The organism is Chromobacterium sp. Rain0013 (genome assembly GCF_015291765.1).
GTDB classification, from domain to species: Bacteria; Pseudomonadota; Gammaproteobacteria; order Burkholderiales; family Chromobacteriaceae; genus Chromobacterium; species Chromobacterium haemolyticum.
In genome coordinates, this window is the sequence record NZ_CP031514.1 from 70,343 (window position 1) to 88,301 (window position 17,959).

15 protein-coding genes are annotated in these 17,959 nt (G+C 63.1%); 9 read left to right on the forward strand and 6 right to left on the reverse strand.

Translation table 11 applies throughout. From position 1 onward, the window contains the following. Positions 1-38 precede the first annotated feature (38 nt). On the reverse strand, positions 39-1,259 hold the full coding sequence (locus DXT74_RS00345) for a DUF2399 domain-containing protein (protein ID WP_081555069.1): 1,221 nt from the start codon (positions 1,257-1,259) through the stop codon (positions 39-41). A gap of 173 nt (positions 1,260-1,432) precedes the next feature. Beyond that, positions 1,433-2,476 carry a GGDEF domain-containing protein gene (locus DXT74_RS00350; protein WP_052370458.1) on the reverse strand — a complete coding sequence of 348 codons (1,044 nt, stop codon included), beginning with the start codon at positions 2,474-2,476 and terminating at the stop codon, positions 1,433-1,435. A gap of 194 nt (positions 2,477-2,670) precedes the next feature. On the opposite strand from DXT74_RS00350, the gene DXT74_RS00355 reads away from it, so the two are divergent. From DXT74_RS00355 to kynA, 9 genes are all read left to right on the forward strand, one after another. After that, on the forward strand, positions 2,671-3,186 hold the full coding sequence (locus tag DXT74_RS00355) for a GNAT family N-acetyltransferase (RefSeq protein WP_052370459.1): 516 nt from the start codon (positions 2,671-2,673) through the stop codon (positions 3,184-3,186). A gap of 104 nt (positions 3,187-3,290) precedes the next feature. Then, complete coding sequence (locus DXT74_RS00360; RefSeq protein WP_052370460.1) at positions 3,291-3,683, forward strand: hypothetical protein; 393 nt, start codon at positions 3,291-3,293, stop codon at positions 3,681-3,683. Positions 3,684-3,759: 76 nt separating this feature from the next. Continuing rightward, a complete protein-coding gene (gene miaB / locus DXT74_RS00365; protein WP_019102978.1) occupies positions 3,760-5,094 on the forward strand; it encodes a tRNA (N6-isopentenyl adenosine(37)-C2)-methylthiotransferase MiaB in 1,335 nt (444 codons plus the stop codon). Between the two features lie 54 nt (positions 5,095-5,148). After that, entirely contained in the window at positions 5,149-5,466 is a 318-nt protein-coding gene (locus DXT74_RS00370; RefSeq protein WP_317647295.1) for a YciI family protein, read from the forward strand. A gap of 82 nt (positions 5,467-5,548) precedes the next feature. Further along, positions 5,549-6,535 (forward strand): PhoH family protein, encoded by a 987-nt coding sequence (locus tag DXT74_RS00375; RefSeq protein WP_043636328.1) that lies wholly within the window; start codon positions 5,549-5,551, stop codon positions 6,533-6,535. Then, on the forward strand, positions 6,516-7,022 hold the full coding sequence (gene ybeY, locus DXT74_RS00380; RefSeq protein WP_194427078.1) for an rRNA maturation RNase YbeY: 507 nt from the start codon (positions 6,516-6,518) through the stop codon (positions 7,020-7,022). The genes DXT74_RS00375 and ybeY overlap by 20 nt, the downstream gene beginning before the upstream one ends. Positions 7,023-7,025: 3 nt before the next feature. Next, positions 7,026-7,877, forward strand: a complete 852-nt coding sequence (locus tag DXT74_RS00385) for an HlyC/CorC family transporter (protein ID WP_019102982.1) — start codon at positions 7,026-7,028, stop codon at positions 7,875-7,877. 415 nt (positions 7,878-8,292) lie between these two features. Continuing rightward, positions 8,293-9,777 carry an apolipoprotein N-acyltransferase gene (lnt, locus tag DXT74_RS00390; protein ID WP_052370464.1) on the forward strand — a complete coding sequence of 495 codons (1,485 nt, stop codon included), beginning with the start codon at positions 8,293-8,295 and terminating at the stop codon, positions 9,775-9,777. A gap of 164 nt (positions 9,778-9,941) precedes the next feature. Further along, entirely contained in the window at positions 9,942-10,784 is an 843-nt protein-coding gene (gene kynA, locus DXT74_RS00395) for a tryptophan 2,3-dioxygenase (protein ID WP_043636336.1), read from the forward strand. Positions 10,785-10,828: 44 nt separating this feature from the next. On the opposite strand, the gene DXT74_RS00400 is transcribed toward kynA, so the two are convergent. The 4 genes from DXT74_RS00400 to DXT74_RS00415 form a co-directional block, all read right to left on the reverse strand. Next, complete coding sequence (locus DXT74_RS00400; protein WP_194427079.1) at positions 10,829-12,466, reverse strand: methyl-accepting chemotaxis protein; 1,638 nt, start codon at positions 12,464-12,466, stop codon at positions 10,829-10,831. A gap of 197 nt (positions 12,467-12,663) precedes the next feature. Beyond that, a complete protein-coding gene (locus tag DXT74_RS00405) occupies positions 12,664-14,151 on the reverse strand; it encodes a CoA-acylating methylmalonate-semialdehyde dehydrogenase (RefSeq protein ID WP_194427080.1) in 1,488 nt (495 codons plus the stop codon). 41 nt (positions 14,152-14,192) lie between these two features. Then, positions 14,193-15,509, reverse strand: coding sequence for an aspartate aminotransferase family protein (locus DXT74_RS00410; RefSeq protein WP_043636346.1), 1,317 nt, complete (start codon positions 15,507-15,509; stop codon positions 14,193-14,195). 322 nt (positions 15,510-15,831) lie between these two features. Then, positions 15,832-17,709 (reverse strand): methyl-accepting chemotaxis protein, encoded by a 1,878-nt coding sequence (locus DXT74_RS00415; protein WP_194427081.1) that lies wholly within the window; start codon positions 17,707-17,709, stop codon positions 15,832-15,834. Between the last annotated feature and the right edge of the window lie 250 nt (positions 17,710-17,959).

Sequence of the window (17,959 nt, forward strand, 5' to 3'; positions counted from 1 at the left end):
GAGCCGGATTCGCGCGGCTGTTTTCAGCGGACGGCCGCTCAGTCTCCCCAGTCCTCGATGAACAGCGCCTCTTGCTCCACTTTGCACTGTTTCTCCTGCATCTCCATCGCTAGGCCATGCAGCAAGGGGGGCAAGCCGCCGCCCATCAAACGCGCCAACTGCGCTTGGTCTGCTTCGCTCAAGGGCTGGGCGCCATTGGCCAGCGTCAGTTGCTCCGGCTGCATCCGCCACGGCGACCACGGCCGCCCGGCCTGCTCCGCCACTTGGCCGGCGGCCATGGCGACGGCGATGCCGGACGGAGCCAAATCGCAGGCAATCTGCACCGGCACCCGCAGCAGGGACAATAAGTGACGAACCGCCTCGCGCCAGCGCTGGTGCGGCTGGCCCGGCACCCAGAGGGTCAACACCGGCAGCGCCTGCTGGCTGAGCGTCTGGAATACGCTGAGGTTCTCCACGATGCGCACGCTGCGGATCGCGCCCTCCACCGCGCTCACGCTCATCAACGCCTCCGGCCCCAAGGCCACGCCTTGCTGAAGCAAGGCGGCGGACAACAGGCATTGCTGCCCGGCCCACAAACCCAGCGGCCCGGACAAGAAAACGTGCGGAGTGTGGGCGGCGATGCCGCAAGCTTCCAGATCCACGCCGAACTCCGCCAGCCACTGCCGGTCCGCGGCGCCGAAAGCCTTGCTGCGCCCCAGCGCGCGCTGCGAGAACTGACGCTCAGTGCCCCAACAACCGTCCAGCAGCCATTGGTCCAGCGCCTGGGCCAGTTTCAGACGGCGCTCCAGCGTAGAGGATTGCAAATGCGGACTCAGGCTTTCCGCCAGACCCAGCAGCCACGGATGGCGCGGCTGCCAGCCGCGCCACAGCTCCACCACTTCGGCCTGAGGCTGCGCGTCGGCCATGCCCAATAAGTGACGCAGGCCGTACATATCCAGCCACTGCACCCAGAACGGATGCAAAGGCTGGAAGCGCAGCCCGGTTTCGGCGTGCAGCTCTACCTCGCACCAGCCGGCCTCCAGCAAGCGGCGCAGCAGGTTCTCCGCCAGAGCCGGGCTGTCCGCCGGCGCCAGCAATGTGCTCCAGCGCGCGCGGTCGCGCCGCGTCTTGAGCCAACTGCGCACCATGTCCTGCTCGTCCGCGCTCAGCGGCAAGGGCCGCGGCGCGGCCAGCGGCGTCAGCAGCAGATTATGGCCGCGCGCGCCCAGCGGGGTGCGGCGGACGGAATCGGGGTCGATCTGGGACAACCAATGCGACATAGCGGACGACTCGATGAAAAGGCGGATGAGGAATAGACCATTTTTCCGCCAGAAATTCAATGCCGCCCGGTGATGGGGCGGCCGGCCGCGCCGGAAAGCCAGCCCAGACGAAAGCCTGTTCAGACCCTAGCGGGCTTGTGCAAGACTAGGCACTGTGGGCCGAGGACGGCCTCTCAAGCCGCTTGCCAGGCGATCACCCGATCGCGGCCGCTGGACTTAGCCTGATACAACGCCTGGTCCGCCCGGTGGAAAGCCTGCTGCAAGCCGCCGTTTCCCACCAGGCAAACACCGGCGCTGACCGTCACCTGCCCATGGGGGAAAGGGGCGGCGCGCACCTGTTGGCGGAAACACTCCAACCGCGCCTGGCCCGCCGCGTCGCTGCGCGCCGCCAGCAACACGCCGAACTCCTCGCCGCCAATGCGCCCGTAAATCTGATCGTGAAAGGTTTCGGCCAACAAGGCGCTGACTTCGCGTATCGTCTGATCTCCCACCGCGTGCCCGTGGGTGTCGTTGATGCGCTTGAATAGATCGATATCGATGATGGCCAGATAGAACGCGATGTCCTCATGCCCAAGCGCGTACTCGGCCTGCTGTAGAAAGGAGCGCCGGTTGGGCAGGCTGCTCAGCGAGTCGTAAAAAGCCTGCCGCTTCAGCTTGTTCAACAACAGATGGTTGCTGCGCAGGGTTTGCACCACCTGCAGATGGACCAACACCATGCCGCCGATGATGATGGCCAGAAAACCGAAGCCGTAAATCATCTCCTCGCCGCCCCAGCGCAGAAACACGCGCACGGGATCGAACACCAATAACAACAGCCCCCAAAAACTCAGGGTGTGCCATATATTGGACATGCTGATCGACATCACCAGCGCCGACACGCCCAGCGTCGGCAACAACAGATACTCGCCGTATCCTCCGGCATCCAGCGCGCGCTTCATCGCCAGGCAATACCCAATGGCGAACAACACCTGCCATAAGAGCAAGAGACGGCCGCGCCGCGCCGCAATCTGCAACAGGATCAATCCGCCCAAACCCAGGCCCACCGCCAGGAACAGCCACCCTGGCACCATGCCGCCGTACAGGCGGCGCACCAGCAGAAAGCCCAGCGCGCCCAACACTCCAACCCCCTGGAACCCCAGGCTGCGCCATTGAAAAGCGTCGATCAGATAAGCGTCGAAGTCTTGCTCCAGCGGCCGTACCGGCGCAGGTATCGTCATCGCATCATGCTCCCGCCCACACGCGTCTGATATCGCGTCTTGCTGTGGTATAGGCGCCTGAACCGCCCCCATGCAATCCTCTCCTGGGCCGGCTGGCCCCCCGCTCTCTCGGAGGCTATAATCGCCGCCTTCGACGCTGCGCGGCTCTGGCCGCGCGCTTTGCTTTTTGTCTTCCATGGATTGGCCCGCACCCGATGTCCGCAGTCTGTCGCCGGCAGGACGCCATTGTCCTGCGCCCGATGCAAGTTCAAGATTTTCCCGCCGTGCTGCAAGTTCAGCAACACTGCTATCCACCGTCGCTGATAGAAAGCCGCGACGCGCTGGCCTCGCGCCACCGGCTCTCCCCGGACACCTGCTGGGTGGCGGAGCGCCCCGGACAGGTACTGGGCTATGTGTTCGCCCACCCCTGGGCCGGCGGCCGTCCGCCCAGCCTGAACCGCCCGCTGGAGCAGTTGCCGGAAGCAGTCGACACCCTGTTCATACACGATCTGGCGTTGCACCCGGATGCGCGCGGCCATGGTCTGGGACCGCGCCTGGTGCAAACCGTGCTTGGCCAGGGCCGGCGGCGCGGACTGCGCCAGGCGCGGTTGGTAGCGGTTCAGGGCGCCGCGCGCTACTGGAAGCGCTTTGGCTACCAGCCCTGCGCGCGTGACGATTACACCCGCCAGGCCTATGGCGAAGGCGCGGTCGGCATGCAACGCGCCCTGTGAACGCCGGTCACATCGGCGCGCCAAAACGCCTATGCTGCAAGGAAGATTTGGCCAGCCTCTTGGCCAAGCTATGATAGAATCGCGCGCAACGTATTCAATTCCTTATGAAAATACTCATAGTCGCCCTGTGTGCGGCATGGCTCGCCGCCCCGGCCCTGGCCGGCCGTTTGCTGCCGATGGAACTGAAGGCCGGCACCGTCCGCGCCGCGGATGACGCCACCATCGAGTTCGTCAAGAAAGACCGCTCGTTGCTGGAAAGCCTGCTCGGCATTTTCATCCGCTCCGAACGCCAGTTCCCATTGGCGCCCGGCCTGCGCATCTTCGACGAGCACAACCGCTTCCTGCTGCGCGGCCAACTGGAAAGCCTGGAAGGCCGCCCGGTGGGCGTCACCTTCAATATGCAAGGTCAGATCAACCAGATCTGGGTGCTGCGCCCTGAGGAAGTGGAGATGCTGAAGCAAAGGGAAGCCGAAGCAGCCGCCCAACCGTCCCAATAAGCTCAGCCGCCCGTGGCGGCGCCTGTCGGGCCTGGCTCGCGGCGAATTGACAGAAACACGCTGGAATCTAGCTGCAATGAAAAAGGTATACATCAAGACGTTTGGCTGCCAAATGAACGAGTACGACTCGGACAAAATGGCGGATGTGCTGTCCGACTCCGAAGGCATGGTCAAAACGGACAATCCGGAAGAAGCCGACATCATCCTGTTCAACACCTGTAGCGTGCGCGAAAAGGCGCAGGAAAAAGTGTTTTCGGATCTGGGCCGCATCCGCCCGCTGAAAGAAGCCAAACCCGATCTGATCATCGGCGTCGGCGGCTGCGTGGCGTCGCAGGAGGGCGAGACCATCGTCAAACGCGCGCCCTACGTCGACGTGGTGTTCGGCCCGCAAACCCTGCACCGCCTGCCGGATCTGATCAAGTCGCGCCAATCCAGCGGCAGCTCCCAGGTGGACATCTCCTTCCCGGAAATCGAGAAATTCGACCATATCCCGCCCGCTAAGGTAGAAGGCGGCGCGGCTTACGTGTCCATCATGGAAGGCTGTTCCAAGTATTGCTCCTTCTGCGTGGTGCCTTACACCCGCGGTGAGGAAGTCAGCCGCCCCTTTGACGACGTGCTGACCGAAATCGCCGGCCTGGCCGCGCAGGGCGTCAAGGAAATCACCTTGCTGGGGCAAAACGTCAACGCCTATCGCGGCGCGATGTCCGATGGCGAAATCGCCGACTTCGCGCTGCTGCTGGAATATGTGCACGAGGTGCCGGGCGTGGAGCGCATCCGTTTCACCACCAGCCACCCGCGCGAATTCAGCCAGCGCATCATCGATTGCTACGGCAAGCTGCCCAAGCTGGTGTCCCATCTGCACCTGCCGGTGCAAAGCGGCGCCGACCGCGTACTGGCGGCGATGAAGCGCGGCTATACCGGCCTGGAGTACAAATCCATCATCCGCAAGCTGCGCGCGCTGCGGCCGGACCTGTGCCTGTCCTCCGACTTCATCGTCGGCTTCCCCGGCGAAACCGAGGCCGACTTCGAACAAACGCTGAAGCTGGTCAAAGACATGGAAGTCGACTTCAGCTACGTGTTCATCTACAGCCCGCGTCCGGGCACGCCGGCGTCCAATCTGCCGGACGATACCCCTCACGCGGAAAAAGTGCGTCGCCTGGAGGCCCTGAACGAGGTGATTGAGGCCAAGGGCTTCGCCATCAATCAATCCATGGTGGGCACCGTACAACGCGTGCTGGTGGAAAGCGTGTCCAAGAAAGACGCCACCATGCTGGCGGCACGCACCGCCAACAACCGCGTGGTCAACTTCGTCGGCCACCCGCGCCTGCTCAATCAGATGATAGACGTGCGCATCACCGAAGCGCGTCCGCACTCTCTGGTGGGCGAGGCGCTGATCGCGGAAACCGTCTGAGCATGATGTCCGCCCGCCATTTTTTTACGCCGGCCGCCGCGGGCGGGCGTATGCTTGGCGCTTTCCATCCAAGCTGACGCCGCCATGTTCATCGTTTCGCTAAGCTACATCGCCCCGCTGTCCGATATCGACGCGTTGCTGGAACAGCATGTCGCCTGGCTGCGGCAGGGCTACGCTTCCGGTTTGCTGCTGGCCTCCGGCCGCAAAACGCCGCGCACCGGCGGCGTGATCCTGGCGCGCGGAGACCGCGCCGAGCTCGAGGCCCTGCTGGCGCGCGACCCGTTCGCCGTCGCCGGCCTCGCCCGCTATGAAATCACTGAGTTCCACGCCAGCATGAGCGCGCCGGAACTGGATTGTCTGCGGAACATTTGATGAGCGCCGCAGCCTTAACCCTTGCCCATCCGCCATCCCGCCCCGCCGCGGGCCGCGCAGAACGACCCAGACTACGAGCCGCATGACTACATCGCACGCCGAACCCCTCAGCTTCAATCCCGTCGACAACGAACGGCTGGCCCGCCTGTGCGGCCCGCTGGACGAAAACCTGAAACAGATAGAAACCGGCCTGGACGTGACCGTGCAGCGCCGCGGAGAAAGCTTCCGCGTGCAAGGCGAACAGGCCAAGACCGCGGTGGAAGCGCTGACCCGGCTCTATCTGCTGGCGGAAAAACAGGAGCTGTCGATAGACGACGTGCAACTGTGCCTGGTGGAACTGCGCCGTCACGCGCCCAACGGCGCAACGGCCGCCGCCGAAGACGAAGACGCCCCCGTGCTCGTGACCCGTCGCGGCGATTTGCGCGGCCGCACGCCACGCCAGAGCCGCTACATCAAAGCCATTCAGCAACACGACATCACCTTCGGCATTGGCCCGGCCGGCACCGGCAAAACCTATCTGGCGGTGGGCTGCGCGGTGGACGCGATGGAGCGCGACACGGTCAAACGCATCGTGCTGGTGCGCCCGGCGGTGGAGGCCGGCGAGAAGCTGGGCTTCCTCCCCGGCGACCTGGCGCAGAAGGTGGACCCGTATCTACGGCCGCTGTACGACGCGCTGTACGATCTGATGGGTTTTGATCGCGTGACCCGGCTGTTCGAAAAGAACCTGATCGAGATCGCGCCGCTGGCCTATATGCGCGGCCGCACGCTGAACAACGCCTTCATTATCCTGGACGAGGCGCAGAACACCACGCCGGAACAGATGAAGATGTTCCTGACCCGCATCGGCTTCGGCTCCAAGGCGGTGATCACCGGCGACGTGACCCAGATCGACCTGGCCCGCCATCAGAAAAGCGGCCTGGTCGAAGTGGAGCGCATTCTGGACAAGGTGCGCGGCATCCATTTCCATCATTTCCAGAGCGACGACGTGGTGCGCCACCCGCTGGTGCAGAAAATCGTCGACGCCTACGACCAATACCAAAGCAAGCAAGATGAAAAGAGCCAAGCGTAACCCGCTGCTGGCGCGCCTGGCCGTGCGCCTGGAACTGAGCCTGGAGGTGCGCAGCCAAACCGCCGCCCTGCCGCGGCCCGCAGATTTGCGCCGCTGGAGCCAGGCTGCGCTGCAAGCCGGCGTCAAGCAGGCCCAGGTCAGCATCCTGATCGTGGACGCGGACGAAGGCCGTCAAATGAACCGCGACTACCGCGGCAAGGACTACGCCACCAATGTGCTGAGCTTCGCCCTCAACGAGGGCGACCCGGTGCCGGGCCTGCCGCTGATCGGCGATCTGGTGCTGTGCGCGCCGGTGGTGGAAAAAGAGGCCGCCGAGCAAAACAAGCCGCTGCAAGCCCATTACGCCCACCTGCTGGTGCACGGCATGCTGCATCTGCAGGGCTTTGACCACGAGCAAGACGACGAAGCCGAAACCATGGAAACGCTTGAAACCGTCATCATGCAAAGGCTAGGATATCCCGACCCCTATCGAGAGGAGCAGTTCTAAGAAATGGAAGACCCCAGTAAACCGCGGCCGACTTGGCTGGAACGCCTGTCCACCATGTTGCTGCGCGAGCCGGAAGATCGCGAAGAGTTGATCGAACTCTTGCACAACGCCTTCGAGCGCAACCTGCTGGACGCGGAAGCGCTCGGCATGATCGAAGGCGTGCTGGAAGTCAGCGAGTTGACCGTGCGCGACGTCATGATCCCGCGCAGCCAGATGAACGTGATCAGCTGCGACGACCCGATCACCCGCTTCCTGCCGATGGTGATCGACTCCGGACACTCGCGCTTTCCGGTGATAGGCGACAGCAAGGACGACGTGCTGGGCATTCTGTTGGCCAAGGAACTGTTGCGCTACTTCCACGCGCCGGCCAGCTTCGATTTGAAAGCGGTGCTGCGCCCGGCGGTGTTTGTGCCGGAATCCAAGCCGCTGAACGTGCTGCTGCGGGATTTCCGCGCCACCCACAATCACATGGCGGTAGTGGTGGACGAATACGGCGGCGTGTCCGGCCTGGTGACCATTGAAGACGTGATCGAGCAGATAGTCGGCGACATCGAGGACGAATACGACACCGAGGACGACGAGGAAGATATCCTGCCGGTGCGCGGCCATCAGCGCTACCGGGTCAAGGCGCTGACCGAGATCGAGGACTTCAACCATTACTTTGAAACCGATTTCGAAGACGACGACGTCGACACCGTCGGCGGCCTGGTGATCTCCCTGACTGGCCACCTGCCCAAGCGCGGCGAAGCGGTGGAAGCCGCCGGCCTGCGCTTCACCGTGCTGCGCGCCGACAACCGCCGCGTAGACACCCTGCTGGTGGAGCGGATTCAGGCCGGCGAGACCAGCGAAGTCTGAGACCCTGTTTATAATCGGCTGCGCGTCGAGGGGTGTTACACGGCATGGACGCTTTGGGAATGCGCCTGAACTCCGTGTACACTCCGCTTTCTCAGCCGCTTTCGCCTTGTTCGCTCCCGCTCGCCAGATCGAAAGCAGGCTCTAAGAACCTGTTCACGATCTGCTGCGCTGTGGCGATACGGCGTTAAAAACAAGCTCAAAATGCTCATGTACCACGTGTACATTCCGCTTTTTCGCTCGTTTTCGCCTTGTCTCGCTCTTGCTCGCGAGATCGTGAACAGGCTCTAAAAACCATCTCCAGACGCGGGAGGCCGGATTGGGCTTGGTGCCCGCGCCTCCCGCTCCTAAGATGAATATCAGCTATTTGACAATCCGTCGGCCGGCTTTTGCCAGCCGGCTTCGCCTGATGCCTACCATGCGCACTTTACTGGTCCTGCTGGCAGCCGCCTTGGCTGGCAGCCTCACACTGTTCGCCTTCGCCCCCTACCGCTTGTTCTGGATCATGCCGCTATCGCTTGCGGCGCTGGCGGACCTGACCCAGCGCCACCCGCAACGCGCGTTCTGGATCGGCTATGTCTGGGGCCTGGCCGCCTACACCAGCAACTTCAACTGGATCTACAACAGCCTGCACGACGTGGCCGGCTTGCCAGTCTGGATCGCCTTGCCGCTGGTGCTGTTGCTGCCGGCCTATCTGGCGCTCTACCCGGGCCTCGCGATGTGGCTGAGCGCCCGGGTCACCGCCAAGCCTTGGCAACGCTGGCTGCTGGCCTTTCCGGCCCTGTGGGAACTGGGGGAATGGCTGCGCGGCTGGGTGCTGACCGGTTTCCCCTGGGCCGCCGCCGGCTACTCCCAGATCACGGAGAGCCCGCTGGCCGGCTACACGCCGCTGGGCGGTTCCCACTTAGTCACCTACCTGGTGGCGTTGTCCGCAGGCGCGCTGGCGCTGATGGTGCACAGCGGCTGGAAAATGCGCGCCGGCCTGCTGATCGCCGCGCTGGCGGTATGGGGCAACGGCTTCTGGCTGAAAAGCATTGAATGGACCTTGCCTCAGGGCAAACCCATCAGCGTGGCGCTGGCCCAAGGCAATATCGCCCAGGAACTGAAATGGTCGCCGGAAAACCTGGAAGAATCCCTGCGCGTGTATTACCAGCAAGTGGCCACCGCCCGCGCCGACCTGATGCTGCTGCCGGAAACCGCGCTGCCGCTGTTCCTCGACGACCTGCCGTCCGGCTACCTGAGCATGATGGAAGGCCAGGCCCAGCGCGCCGGCATGGCGCTGGCCACCGGCGTGCCCCGCCGCACCAACGACGGCCGCGGCTATTTGAACGCAGTGGTGGCGCTGACCACGCCGGGCCAGCCGTATTTCGCCAAGGATCATCTGGTGCCGTTTGGCGAATTCATCCCGGTTCCCAGCCTGATAGGCTGGATCTACCAGTTCATGAACATGCCGATGTCGGGCTTCAGCAGCGGCGGCGCCAATCAACCGCCACTGGCGCTGGCCGGCGAGAAAATCGCCTTCAACGTTTGCTATGAAGACAGCTTCGGCGAGGAGCTGATAGGTCCCGCCTCCCAAGCCAGCATCATGGCCAACGTCAGCAACCTGGCCTGGTTCGGCAAGAGCGTGGCGATGAGCCAGCACCTGCAGCTATCCCAGGCGCGCGCGCTGGAAAACGGCCGCTACATGCTGCGCGCCACCAATAACGGCATGACCGCCATCATCCGTCCGGACGGCGAAATCGCCGCGGTGGCGGCGCCCTACACCCGCCAGGTGTTGCAAGGTTTCGCCCAGGGCCGCCAGGGGCTCACCCCTTATATGCGCCACGGCAACGCCCCGGTCTTGATAGGCTGCGCGGCGCTGCTGCTGTTGGCCATCTTGCTGGGCCGCAAACACCGCCCTTGAGCGTTGCCGCCGTCCCCTTGAGCGCGCGCGATGTTTCCTCACCGGAACATCGCGCGTTTTGACATTCAGCCCCGGATTCCCGATCATCATTCGCCGGCGGCGCGAACCGGCCCGTGCCGGAACCACACCAAGAAACACCACGCCGCCTCAACAAGGGAAAAACCATGAACGAGAGAAAACTGGAAGCCGGGATCGTCACCAACTTTTCCGAGCGCATGAGCTACGGCGGTTATCTGTGCCTGGATGAGCTGCTGGCCTGCCAGAAACCGCTGTCCAACCCGCCGCACCATGACGAGCTGCTGTTCGTGATCCAGCACCAGACGTCGGAATTGTGGATGAAATTGATGCTGCACGAATTGCAGGCCGCGGTGCGCTTCGTCCAGCAGGACACGCTGGGCCCCAGCTTCAAATGCCTGGCGCGGGTCAAGCAGATCCAACGTCTGTTGTTCGAACAATGGGCGGTGCTGGAAACGCTGACGCCGTCCGAATACATGGAGTTCCGCGACGTGCTGGGCAACTCCTCCGGTTTCCAGTCCCACCAATACCGCTCCATCGAATTCCTGCTGGGCAACAAGAACCAGGCAATGCTCAACGTGTTCGCCCACGAGCCGGACAAGCATGCCGCGCTAAAAGCCATCCTGGAAGCGCCCAGCCTGTACGACGAATTCCTGCGCCATCTGGCGCGCCGCGGCCTGCCGGTGCCGGCTTCCAGCCTGGAACGCGACTGGTCGCAGCCCTATCAGCGCAATCCGGAGCTGATCCCGCTGTTCAAGAGTATTTACGACCATCCCCAGCAGCACTGGGAAGCCTATGAGATGGCGGAAAAGCTGGTGGACGTGGAGGAATACTTCCACCTGTGGCGCTTCCGGCATATGAAGACGGTGGAACGGGTCATCGGCTTCAAACAGGGCACCGGCGGCTCCAGCGGCGTGCGCTTCCTCAAGCAGGCGCTGGAGCTGACCTTTTTCCCGGAGTTGCTGGACGTGCGCACCGAGATCGGCCGCTGACGCGACGGGGAAAACGGCGGCGGCCCGGGCCGCCGCGTCGCCTCTCAACAGCGGAAGCGCGACACCAGCCCGCGCAGACTGCCGGCCAGCTGGCTCATGTCCGCCAGCGCCGCCGAGGCGGTGGACGCCGCCTGCGCGTTCTTGCTGGAGCTCATCGCAATCTGCTCGACGTATTGAGCGATATCCTGACTGGCGGTGCCCTGCTCCTTCAGCGCGTGTGAAATATCGTTGACCACGCCCAGCACCCCGCCAGCGCTCCGGCTGATCTCTCCCACCGCCTCGCCGCCCTGCTCGGCCAGCTCCAGGCCGTTCTTGGCGCGCCGCACCGCCTCTTCCATCGAGCCGTGCGATTGGGTCGAGCTTTGCTGAATCTCGGCGATCATGCCGGCAATCTCCTCGGTAGCCTGAGCGGTGCGCTCGGACAACTTGCGCACCTCGTCCGCCACCACCGCGAAGCCGCGGCCCTGCTCGCCGGCGCGCGCGGCTTCGATCGCCGCGTTCAGGGCCAGGAGATTGGTCTGATCGGCAATATCCTTGATCACTTGCATGATGCCGGAAATCACCTGCGCCTTATCCACCAGCTCGTTGATGGTGCCGGCGGCCAGCTCCACCGACTCATTAATGCGGCGCATTTCCGCCACCGCGCGCGAAATCACCTCGCTGCCCTGCTGCGATGATTCGCCGGACTGTTCAGACAGGCTTCTGGCGTCCTGGGCGCGGTCGGAAATATGGTTGATGCTGACCGTCAGTTCTTCTATCGACGCCGCCATCGAGGTGGCCGCCTCGCTCTGCCGTTCCGAGCCGTTCGCCACTTCGCTGGCATGGCTGCTAACATCCGCGCTCATCTCCGACACTCGATTGGCCGCGGCGGCGATTTCGCCCACCAGCTGCCGCAACTCTCCCTGCATGCTTGCCACATTGGCCAGCAGGCTGTCGCGGTCTCCCGCCTTCACCGGCACCGCCATATCCAGCTGGCCGGCGGCAATGCGCTTGACGATGTCCACCGTGACCGCCGGCTCGCCGCCCAACTGGCCCAACACGCTGCGCATGATGTAAGCGCCCAAGCCCGCCAGCAGCAACAGGATCACGCCCACCTCCAGCGCCAGATTGAACAGCGATTTGTGATAAGCGGCCGCCACGTCGTCCAGATAAATGCCGGTGCCCAGCACCCAGCCCCAGCCAGGAGAGGTCATCAAATAGGAAATTTTGGGCTGCGGCGCGTCAAAACCCGGCTTGTCCCAGACATAGCTGGCGTAGCCCTTGCCGCCGCCGGCGCTCAAGGCTTGATCGAACAGCTGGCCCATGTCCCGGCCGCTCCCCTCCTTGACCCCGTGCAGATTTTTGCCGATCAAGGCCGGCTTCACGCCGTGGGCGACGTAGGTCAGCCCTTTGTCGAAGGCGAAGAAATACTCGCGCTCGTCGTAGCGCATGCTGCTCAAGGCCGCCGCCGCCAAGTGCTTGGCCTGCGGCTCGCTCATCTTGCCGTCCGCCGCCATTTTCTCGTAAGACGTCACCAGTGCCGCCGCGGACTCCACCAGATTGCGCGTCTTGTCCTTGCGGTCCTGCAACATGGCGTCCCGCTCCCGCATCACAGAGAGCACGCCTATCGCCGTCACCAGCAGCGCCATCGCCACCAATAGCAAGAGCAGCCGGCCGCGCAGGCTCATTGTTGTTTTATTCATCTCCATCTCCCCACACCTTGTTAACTTATTCTAGACAGTGCTCATCGCTCTTTTGATGCGAATAATCACAGTTTGAGACATTTCGATGAAAAACATCAATAGCATAAAAAAACCCGGATCGCTCCGGGTTAAACTGGACGCGAGCATGCATGCCCGCATCCAGAGTCGTCATTCCTCTGCTTTTAGTTCGCCAACGCTCACTTCATCGTCGGCATCACAAATTCGGCGGTCATCTTGGCCGGCCAGCGGCTGGTCACCGTCTTCATCCGAGTGTAAAAACGCACGCCTTCCGGACCGTGCATATGATGGTCGCCGAACAACGAGGCTTTCCAGCCGCCAAAGCTGTGGAAAGCCATCGGCACCGGAATCGGCACATTGATGCCCACCATGCCCACCTGAATGCGGTGGCTGAACTCGCGCGCGGCGCCGCCGGAGCGGGTGAAGATGCTGGTGCCGTTGGCGAAGGGATGGGCGTTGATCAGGCTGACCGCGCTGTCGAAGTCCGGCACTCTCACCACGGCCAGCACCGGCCCGAAGATTTCCTCCTTGTAAATGGTCATCTCCGGCGTCACATGGTCGAACAGGCAGCCGCCGAGGAAAAATCCGTCCTCGTGACCGGGATGGCTGTAGCCGCGGCCGTCCACCACCAGTTGCGCGCCTTCGACCACGCCCTGATCGACATAGCCGGTCACCTTGTCCAAATGCTGGCGCGTCACCAACGGCCCCATTTCCGCCGCCGCGTCGTCGCCCACGCCTATCTTCAGATTGCGCGCGCGCTCGGCCAGCCGTTCCACCAGCGCGTCGCCGATATCGCCCACCGCCAGCACCACTGAGATCGCCATGCAACGCTCGCCGGCCGAACCGTAGGCGGCGCCGATCAGCGCCTCCACCGCGCCGTCCAGATCCGCGTCCGGCATCACCACCAGGTGGTTCTTGGCGCCGCCCAGCGCCTGCACCCGCTTGCCATGGCGCGCGCCGGTTTCGTAGATGTACTGGGCAATGGGCGTAGAGCCGACGAAGCTGAGCGCGGCGATGTCAGGATGGACAAGCAAGGCGTCCACCGCCTGCTTGTCGCCGTGCACCACGTTGAATACTCCGGCCGGCAAGCCGGCCTGCTGCAGCAGTTCGGCCAATAGCAAGGCGGCGGACGGGTCGCGCTCGGACGGCTTGAGAATGAAACAGTTGCCGCAGGCCAGCGCCACCGGGAACATCCACAACGGCACCATGGCCGGAAAGTTGAACGGGGTGATGCCGGCCACCACGCCCAGCGGCTGACGCATGGAATGGCTATCGATGCCGCCGCCCACCTGCTCGGTGAACTCGCCTTTCAGCAGCTGCGGAATGCCGCAGGCGAACTCCACCACCTCCAGGCCGCGGGTAACCTCGCCGATGGCGTCGGACACCACTTTGCCGTGCTCGCTGGAAATCAGCGCCGCCAGCCGCTGCTGGTTTTGCTCCAGCAACTCCTTGAACTTGAACATCACCCGCGCCCGCTTCAGCGGCGAGGTTTCCGCCCAGGCCGGGAAGGCCTTGCGCGCCGCCGCCACTGCGGCCTGGACCTCGTCCTGGCTCGCCAACGGCACGCGGGCGGCGACGCTGCCCAGCGCCGGGTTGTAGACATCGCCAAAGCGGCCGCTGCGGCCTTCGCAGCGTTCGCCGCCAATGTAATGAGGAATGGTCTGCATATTCGTTCCGATGGGTATGGGTTGGGTATTCGGCGCCGCGCTCATTCGCAGGCGCGCAAGGCGGAGGCAATGGTCTCGAACAGCCGGTCGATCTCGTGCTTCTCAATGATCAGCGGCGGCGAAACCGCCAGGATGTCGCCGGTGAAGCGCACCAGCACGCCTTGTTCCCAGCACTTGAGGAAAACATCGAAACCGCGCTGTCCAGCCGCGCCCGCCCGGCTGTCCAGTTCAATGCCGGCCACCAGGCCCAAATTGCGGATGTCCTTGACGTAGGGCTGGCCGCGCAAAGCGTGCGCGCGCTCCTCGAAATAAGCGGACAGGCCGGCGGCGCGCTCGAACAATTGCTCGTCGCGGTACAGGTCCAGCGAGGCGATCGCCGCGGCGCAAGCCAGCGGGTGGGCGGAATAGGTGTAGCCGTGCGGGAACTCGATCATGCGCTCGCCGGCGGCGGCCATGAAGGCGTCGTGGATCTCCGGCTTCACCAGCAAGGCGCCCATCGGCACCACGCCGTTGGTCAGGCCCTTGGCGCAGGTGATGATGTCCGGCAACACGCCGAACTTGTTGGCGGCCCAATCCGCGCCCAAACGGCCGAAACCGGTGATCACTTCGTCGAAAATCAGCAGGATGCCGTAGCGGTCGCAGATTTCGCGCAAACGCCGCAAATAGCCCTTGGGAGGAATCAGAACGCCAGTGGAACCGGCCATCGGCTCGACAATGACGGCGGCGATGGTGGACGGATCGTGCAGGGTCAGTATCCGGGCTTCCAATTCGTCCGCGAATTCTGCGCCGTGCTCGGGCTCGCCGCGGCTGAAAGCGTTGCGGGCAAGGTCGTGAGTGCTGCGCAGATGGTCCACCGCCGGCAAGGACACCGGGAAATGCTTGCGGTTGCCGGCCATGCCGCCCACCGAGATGCCGCCGAAGTTGACGCCGTGATAGCCCCGCTCGCGGCCAATCAGTTTGACGCGGGCGGCGTCGCCGCGCACGCGGTGATACGCCACCGCCATCTTGAGCGCGGTGTCCGCCGCCTCCGAGCCGGAACCCACGAAGAACGCCTTGCTCAAGCCCTTGGGCGCCATCGCCACCAGCTTGTCGGCGGCCTCGAAAGCCTTGGGATGCGCCATCTGGAACGGCGGCGCATAGTCCAGCGTCGCCACCTGCCGCTGCACTGCCTCGACGATGGGCTTGCGGTTGTGGCCGGCGGTCACGCACCACAGGCCGGCGCTGCCGTCCAGGATCTTTCGGCCCTGGTCGTCGGTGTAATACATGCCGTCGGCGCTCACCAGCATGCGCGGCGCGCTCTTGAACTGGCGGTTGGCGGTGAACGGCATCCAGAACGCGTCCATCTGCGGCTGATTCATCGTTGTCTCCCCTGGCTCTTGGCCGAATGATGACAACTAATCTAGCCGCGGCACCAATACAATTACAGGTACAGTTGGCGCGAATTTGCACAGCCCCGTATCGGCAAAATCGCCAGTACAGTCCAAAACCAAGAAAAAACCCGGCCGTAGCCGGGTTTCCTGTATCGCGCCAATCAACTCAGAGCCTGTTCACGATCTCGCGAGACAAGGCGAGACAAGGCGAAAACGAGCGAAAAAGCAGAATGTACACGCGGTACATGAGTATTTTGAACTCGTACTCACCATGCAACAGCCATGACGCGCAGCAGATCGTAAACGGTTCTCAGACGCGGAAGCTGGAGAACAGCTGCCGCATGTCCTTGGCCGCCTGCGACAAATCGTTCAAGGTGTCGTGCACGGTCTGCAGGGCGCCGTCGCTGTCGACGATGCGGCCGTTGATCTGTTCGGTGCTCTGCGCAATCAAAGTGGTGGCCTTATGCTGCTCGCTGGTGGACAGGGTGATCTCGTTCATCTTGGCCATCACCTCTTGCATCGCCTGCTGGATCTGCTCGATACGCTGCACCGCGCTGTCGGTCAGTTCCACGCCGTCGTCCACCGAGTTGACGGTGCGCTGCATATTGGTCACCGCCTGGCTGGTTTCCTCGCGGATGGTGCTGACCATGCTGGAAATCTCCACCGTGGCCTGGCCGGTGCGCTCGGCCAGTTTGCGCACTTCGTCCGCCACCACCGCAAAGCCGCGGCCCATTTCCCCTGCGCGCGCCGCTTCAATCGCCGCATTCAAGGCCAAAAGGTTGGTTTGATCCGCGATATCCTTGATCACATTGGTGATGCCGCTGATCTGCTGCGAGCGCTGATCCAGCGACACCAACATACCGGACAAGCCTTTCACTGCCTCCACCGTGCTGTTCATCTCACGAGAGATGCGCTGCATTTCGTCCGCGCTTTCACTGGATACGGTACCGGTGTGGTTGACCAGAGAATCCGCCTCGCGCGCGGCGTCTGCGATATGGGAAATGCTAACGGTGATTTCCTCCAGCGTCGCGGCGTTGGAGCTGGACACATCGGAAATCTGCCGAGAGTCGCGCGCCACCTGATCCACGGTGCTGGCCACGCTCTGCACGCCGTTGGTGACGTTTTCCGCCTCGGTTCGCACCGCCACGAACATGCTTTGCAAGCGATGGATGAAGCTGTTGAACGCGGTAGCGGTCTCGGCAATCTCATCCTGGCCCTGCACTTCGATGCGGCGGGTCAAATCGCCTTCGCCTTTGGAGATTTCCAGCATCGCATTGCGCAAGCGGCCCAAGCCGGCCAGCATCTTGCTCAGCATCACGCTGGCCACCGGGATCAGCACTATCACGCACAGCGCGCCCAGGCCCACCACGGTCAGCAGCAGTTTTTCCAGCGGCTCGCTGACCACGGACTTGTCTATCATCACGCCCAGCAGCCAGTTAGTGCCCTCCACCGGGTCGACTTGCACCAGCTTACTCTCGCCGTTGACTTCAATTTCCTCCATCGCGCTGCTGGAGGACAACTGCACCAGCTTCTCGCCGGTCAGCGCCGGCACTTTTTCCGCCAGCGGCTTCAGTGTCAGCGTGGTGTCCGGGTGCGCGATCACCTTGCCGGCCTTATCCACCAGGAAAGCGTAGCCGTTGCCGCGCAGCTTGGCGGACAGCACGGTTTTGACCAGATCGTCGATGAAGATGTCGCCGCCCACCACTGCTTTCAGCGTGGAGCCGTCGAACACCGGCGACACGAAAGTCACCACCAGTTTCTTGGTGTCGAAATCGACGTAGGGATCGGATACGCCCGGCTTGCCGCTGGCCTGAGCCTGCTGATACCAAGGACGCGCCACCGGATCGTAACCCGCCGGCTGCGGCTTGAAGTCGGAACGGATCATTTTGTGGTCGGCGGTGCCGATATAGGTCATGTCGTAGCCGCCGGCCTGACTCAAGCGCGCCAGCATCGGCATAGGCTCTGGCGTTCCCACCACCGGATTGCCGGCAATCACCACCTTGACCTTGCTGCCATACCAGTCCTTGACCAGATTGGCGTAACCGCGCGAGGTGCTGGACAGCTCATTGTCCACGCCCTGGACAATCTCGTTGCGCATCTGGGTATACACCAGGGTCGTAATAATGGCGCCCAGCAAAACCAGCAACACCGCAATGAATACAATCAACTTTACACGCAAAGAGCGCATTTCCGTCCTCCATCCCCAATTCGACTTAGCCTGCCGCGATTGCTTGTCAATCCACGACAAAGCACTGTTATGATCATTCTCGATGCCGGTAGGCTCTGTTTTTGTCTTAGCCGCTCCGTCCGCAAAGCTCAACAAAAAAAACCTACAGATTGACGGCTGCGACATGCCATCCGGCTTATGACGAGATATTTATCACAAGCTGTTCTCAACGGACAGGCCCAATATCAACGATGCTCAAATAATGCGCAAT

What these genes read in the sequence shown, in the direction of transcription:
- DXT74_RS00405 (WP_194427080.1), bottom strand. Translation starts at nt 14,151, where the DNA reads ATGCAGACCATTCCTCATTACATTGGCGGCGAACGCTGCGAAGGCCGC.
- kynA (WP_043636336.1), top strand. Translation starts at nt 9,942, where the DNA reads ATGAACGAGAGAAAACTGGAAGCCGGGATCGTCACCAACTTTTCCGAG.
- DXT74_RS00345 (WP_081555069.1), bottom strand. Translation starts at nt 1,259, where the DNA reads ATGTCGCATTGGTTGTCCCAGATCGACCCCGATTCCGTCCGCCGCACC.
- DXT74_RS00415 (WP_194427081.1), bottom strand. Translation starts at nt 17,709, where the DNA reads ATGCGCTCTTTGCGTGTAAAGTTGATTGTATTCATTGCGGTGTTGCTG.
- DXT74_RS00375 (WP_043636328.1), top strand. Translation starts at nt 5,549, where the DNA reads ATGACTACATCGCACGCCGAACCCCTCAGCTTCAATCCCGTCGACAAC.
- DXT74_RS00360 (WP_052370460.1), top strand. Translation starts at nt 3,291, where the DNA reads ATGAAAATACTCATAGTCGCCCTGTGTGCGGCATGGCTCGCCGCCCCG.
- DXT74_RS00355 (WP_052370459.1), top strand. Translation starts at nt 2,671, where the DNA reads ATGTCCGCAGTCTGTCGCCGGCAGGACGCCATTGTCCTGCGCCCGATG.
- DXT74_RS00385 (WP_019102982.1), top strand. Translation starts at nt 7,026, where the DNA reads ATGGAAGACCCCAGTAAACCGCGGCCGACTTGGCTGGAACGCCTGTCC.
- DXT74_RS00410 (WP_043636346.1), bottom strand. Translation starts at nt 15,509, where the DNA reads ATGAATCAGCCGCAGATGGACGCGTTCTGGATGCCGTTCACCGCCAAC.
- lnt (WP_052370464.1), top strand. Translation starts at nt 8,293, where the DNA reads ATGCGCACTTTACTGGTCCTGCTGGCAGCCGCCTTGGCTGGCAGCCTC.
- DXT74_RS00350 (WP_052370458.1), bottom strand. Translation starts at nt 2,476, where the DNA reads ATGACGATACCTGCGCCGGTACGGCCGCTGGAGCAAGACTTCGACGCT.
- DXT74_RS00400 (WP_194427079.1), bottom strand. Translation starts at nt 12,466, where the DNA reads ATGAATAAAACAACAATGAGCCTGCGCGGCCGGCTGCTCTTGCTATTG.
- ybeY (WP_194427078.1), top strand. Translation starts at nt 6,516, where the DNA reads ATGAAAAGAGCCAAGCGTAACCCGCTGCTGGCGCGCCTGGCCGTGCGC.
- miaB (WP_019102978.1), top strand. Translation starts at nt 3,760, where the DNA reads ATGAAAAAGGTATACATCAAGACGTTTGGCTGCCAAATGAACGAGTAC.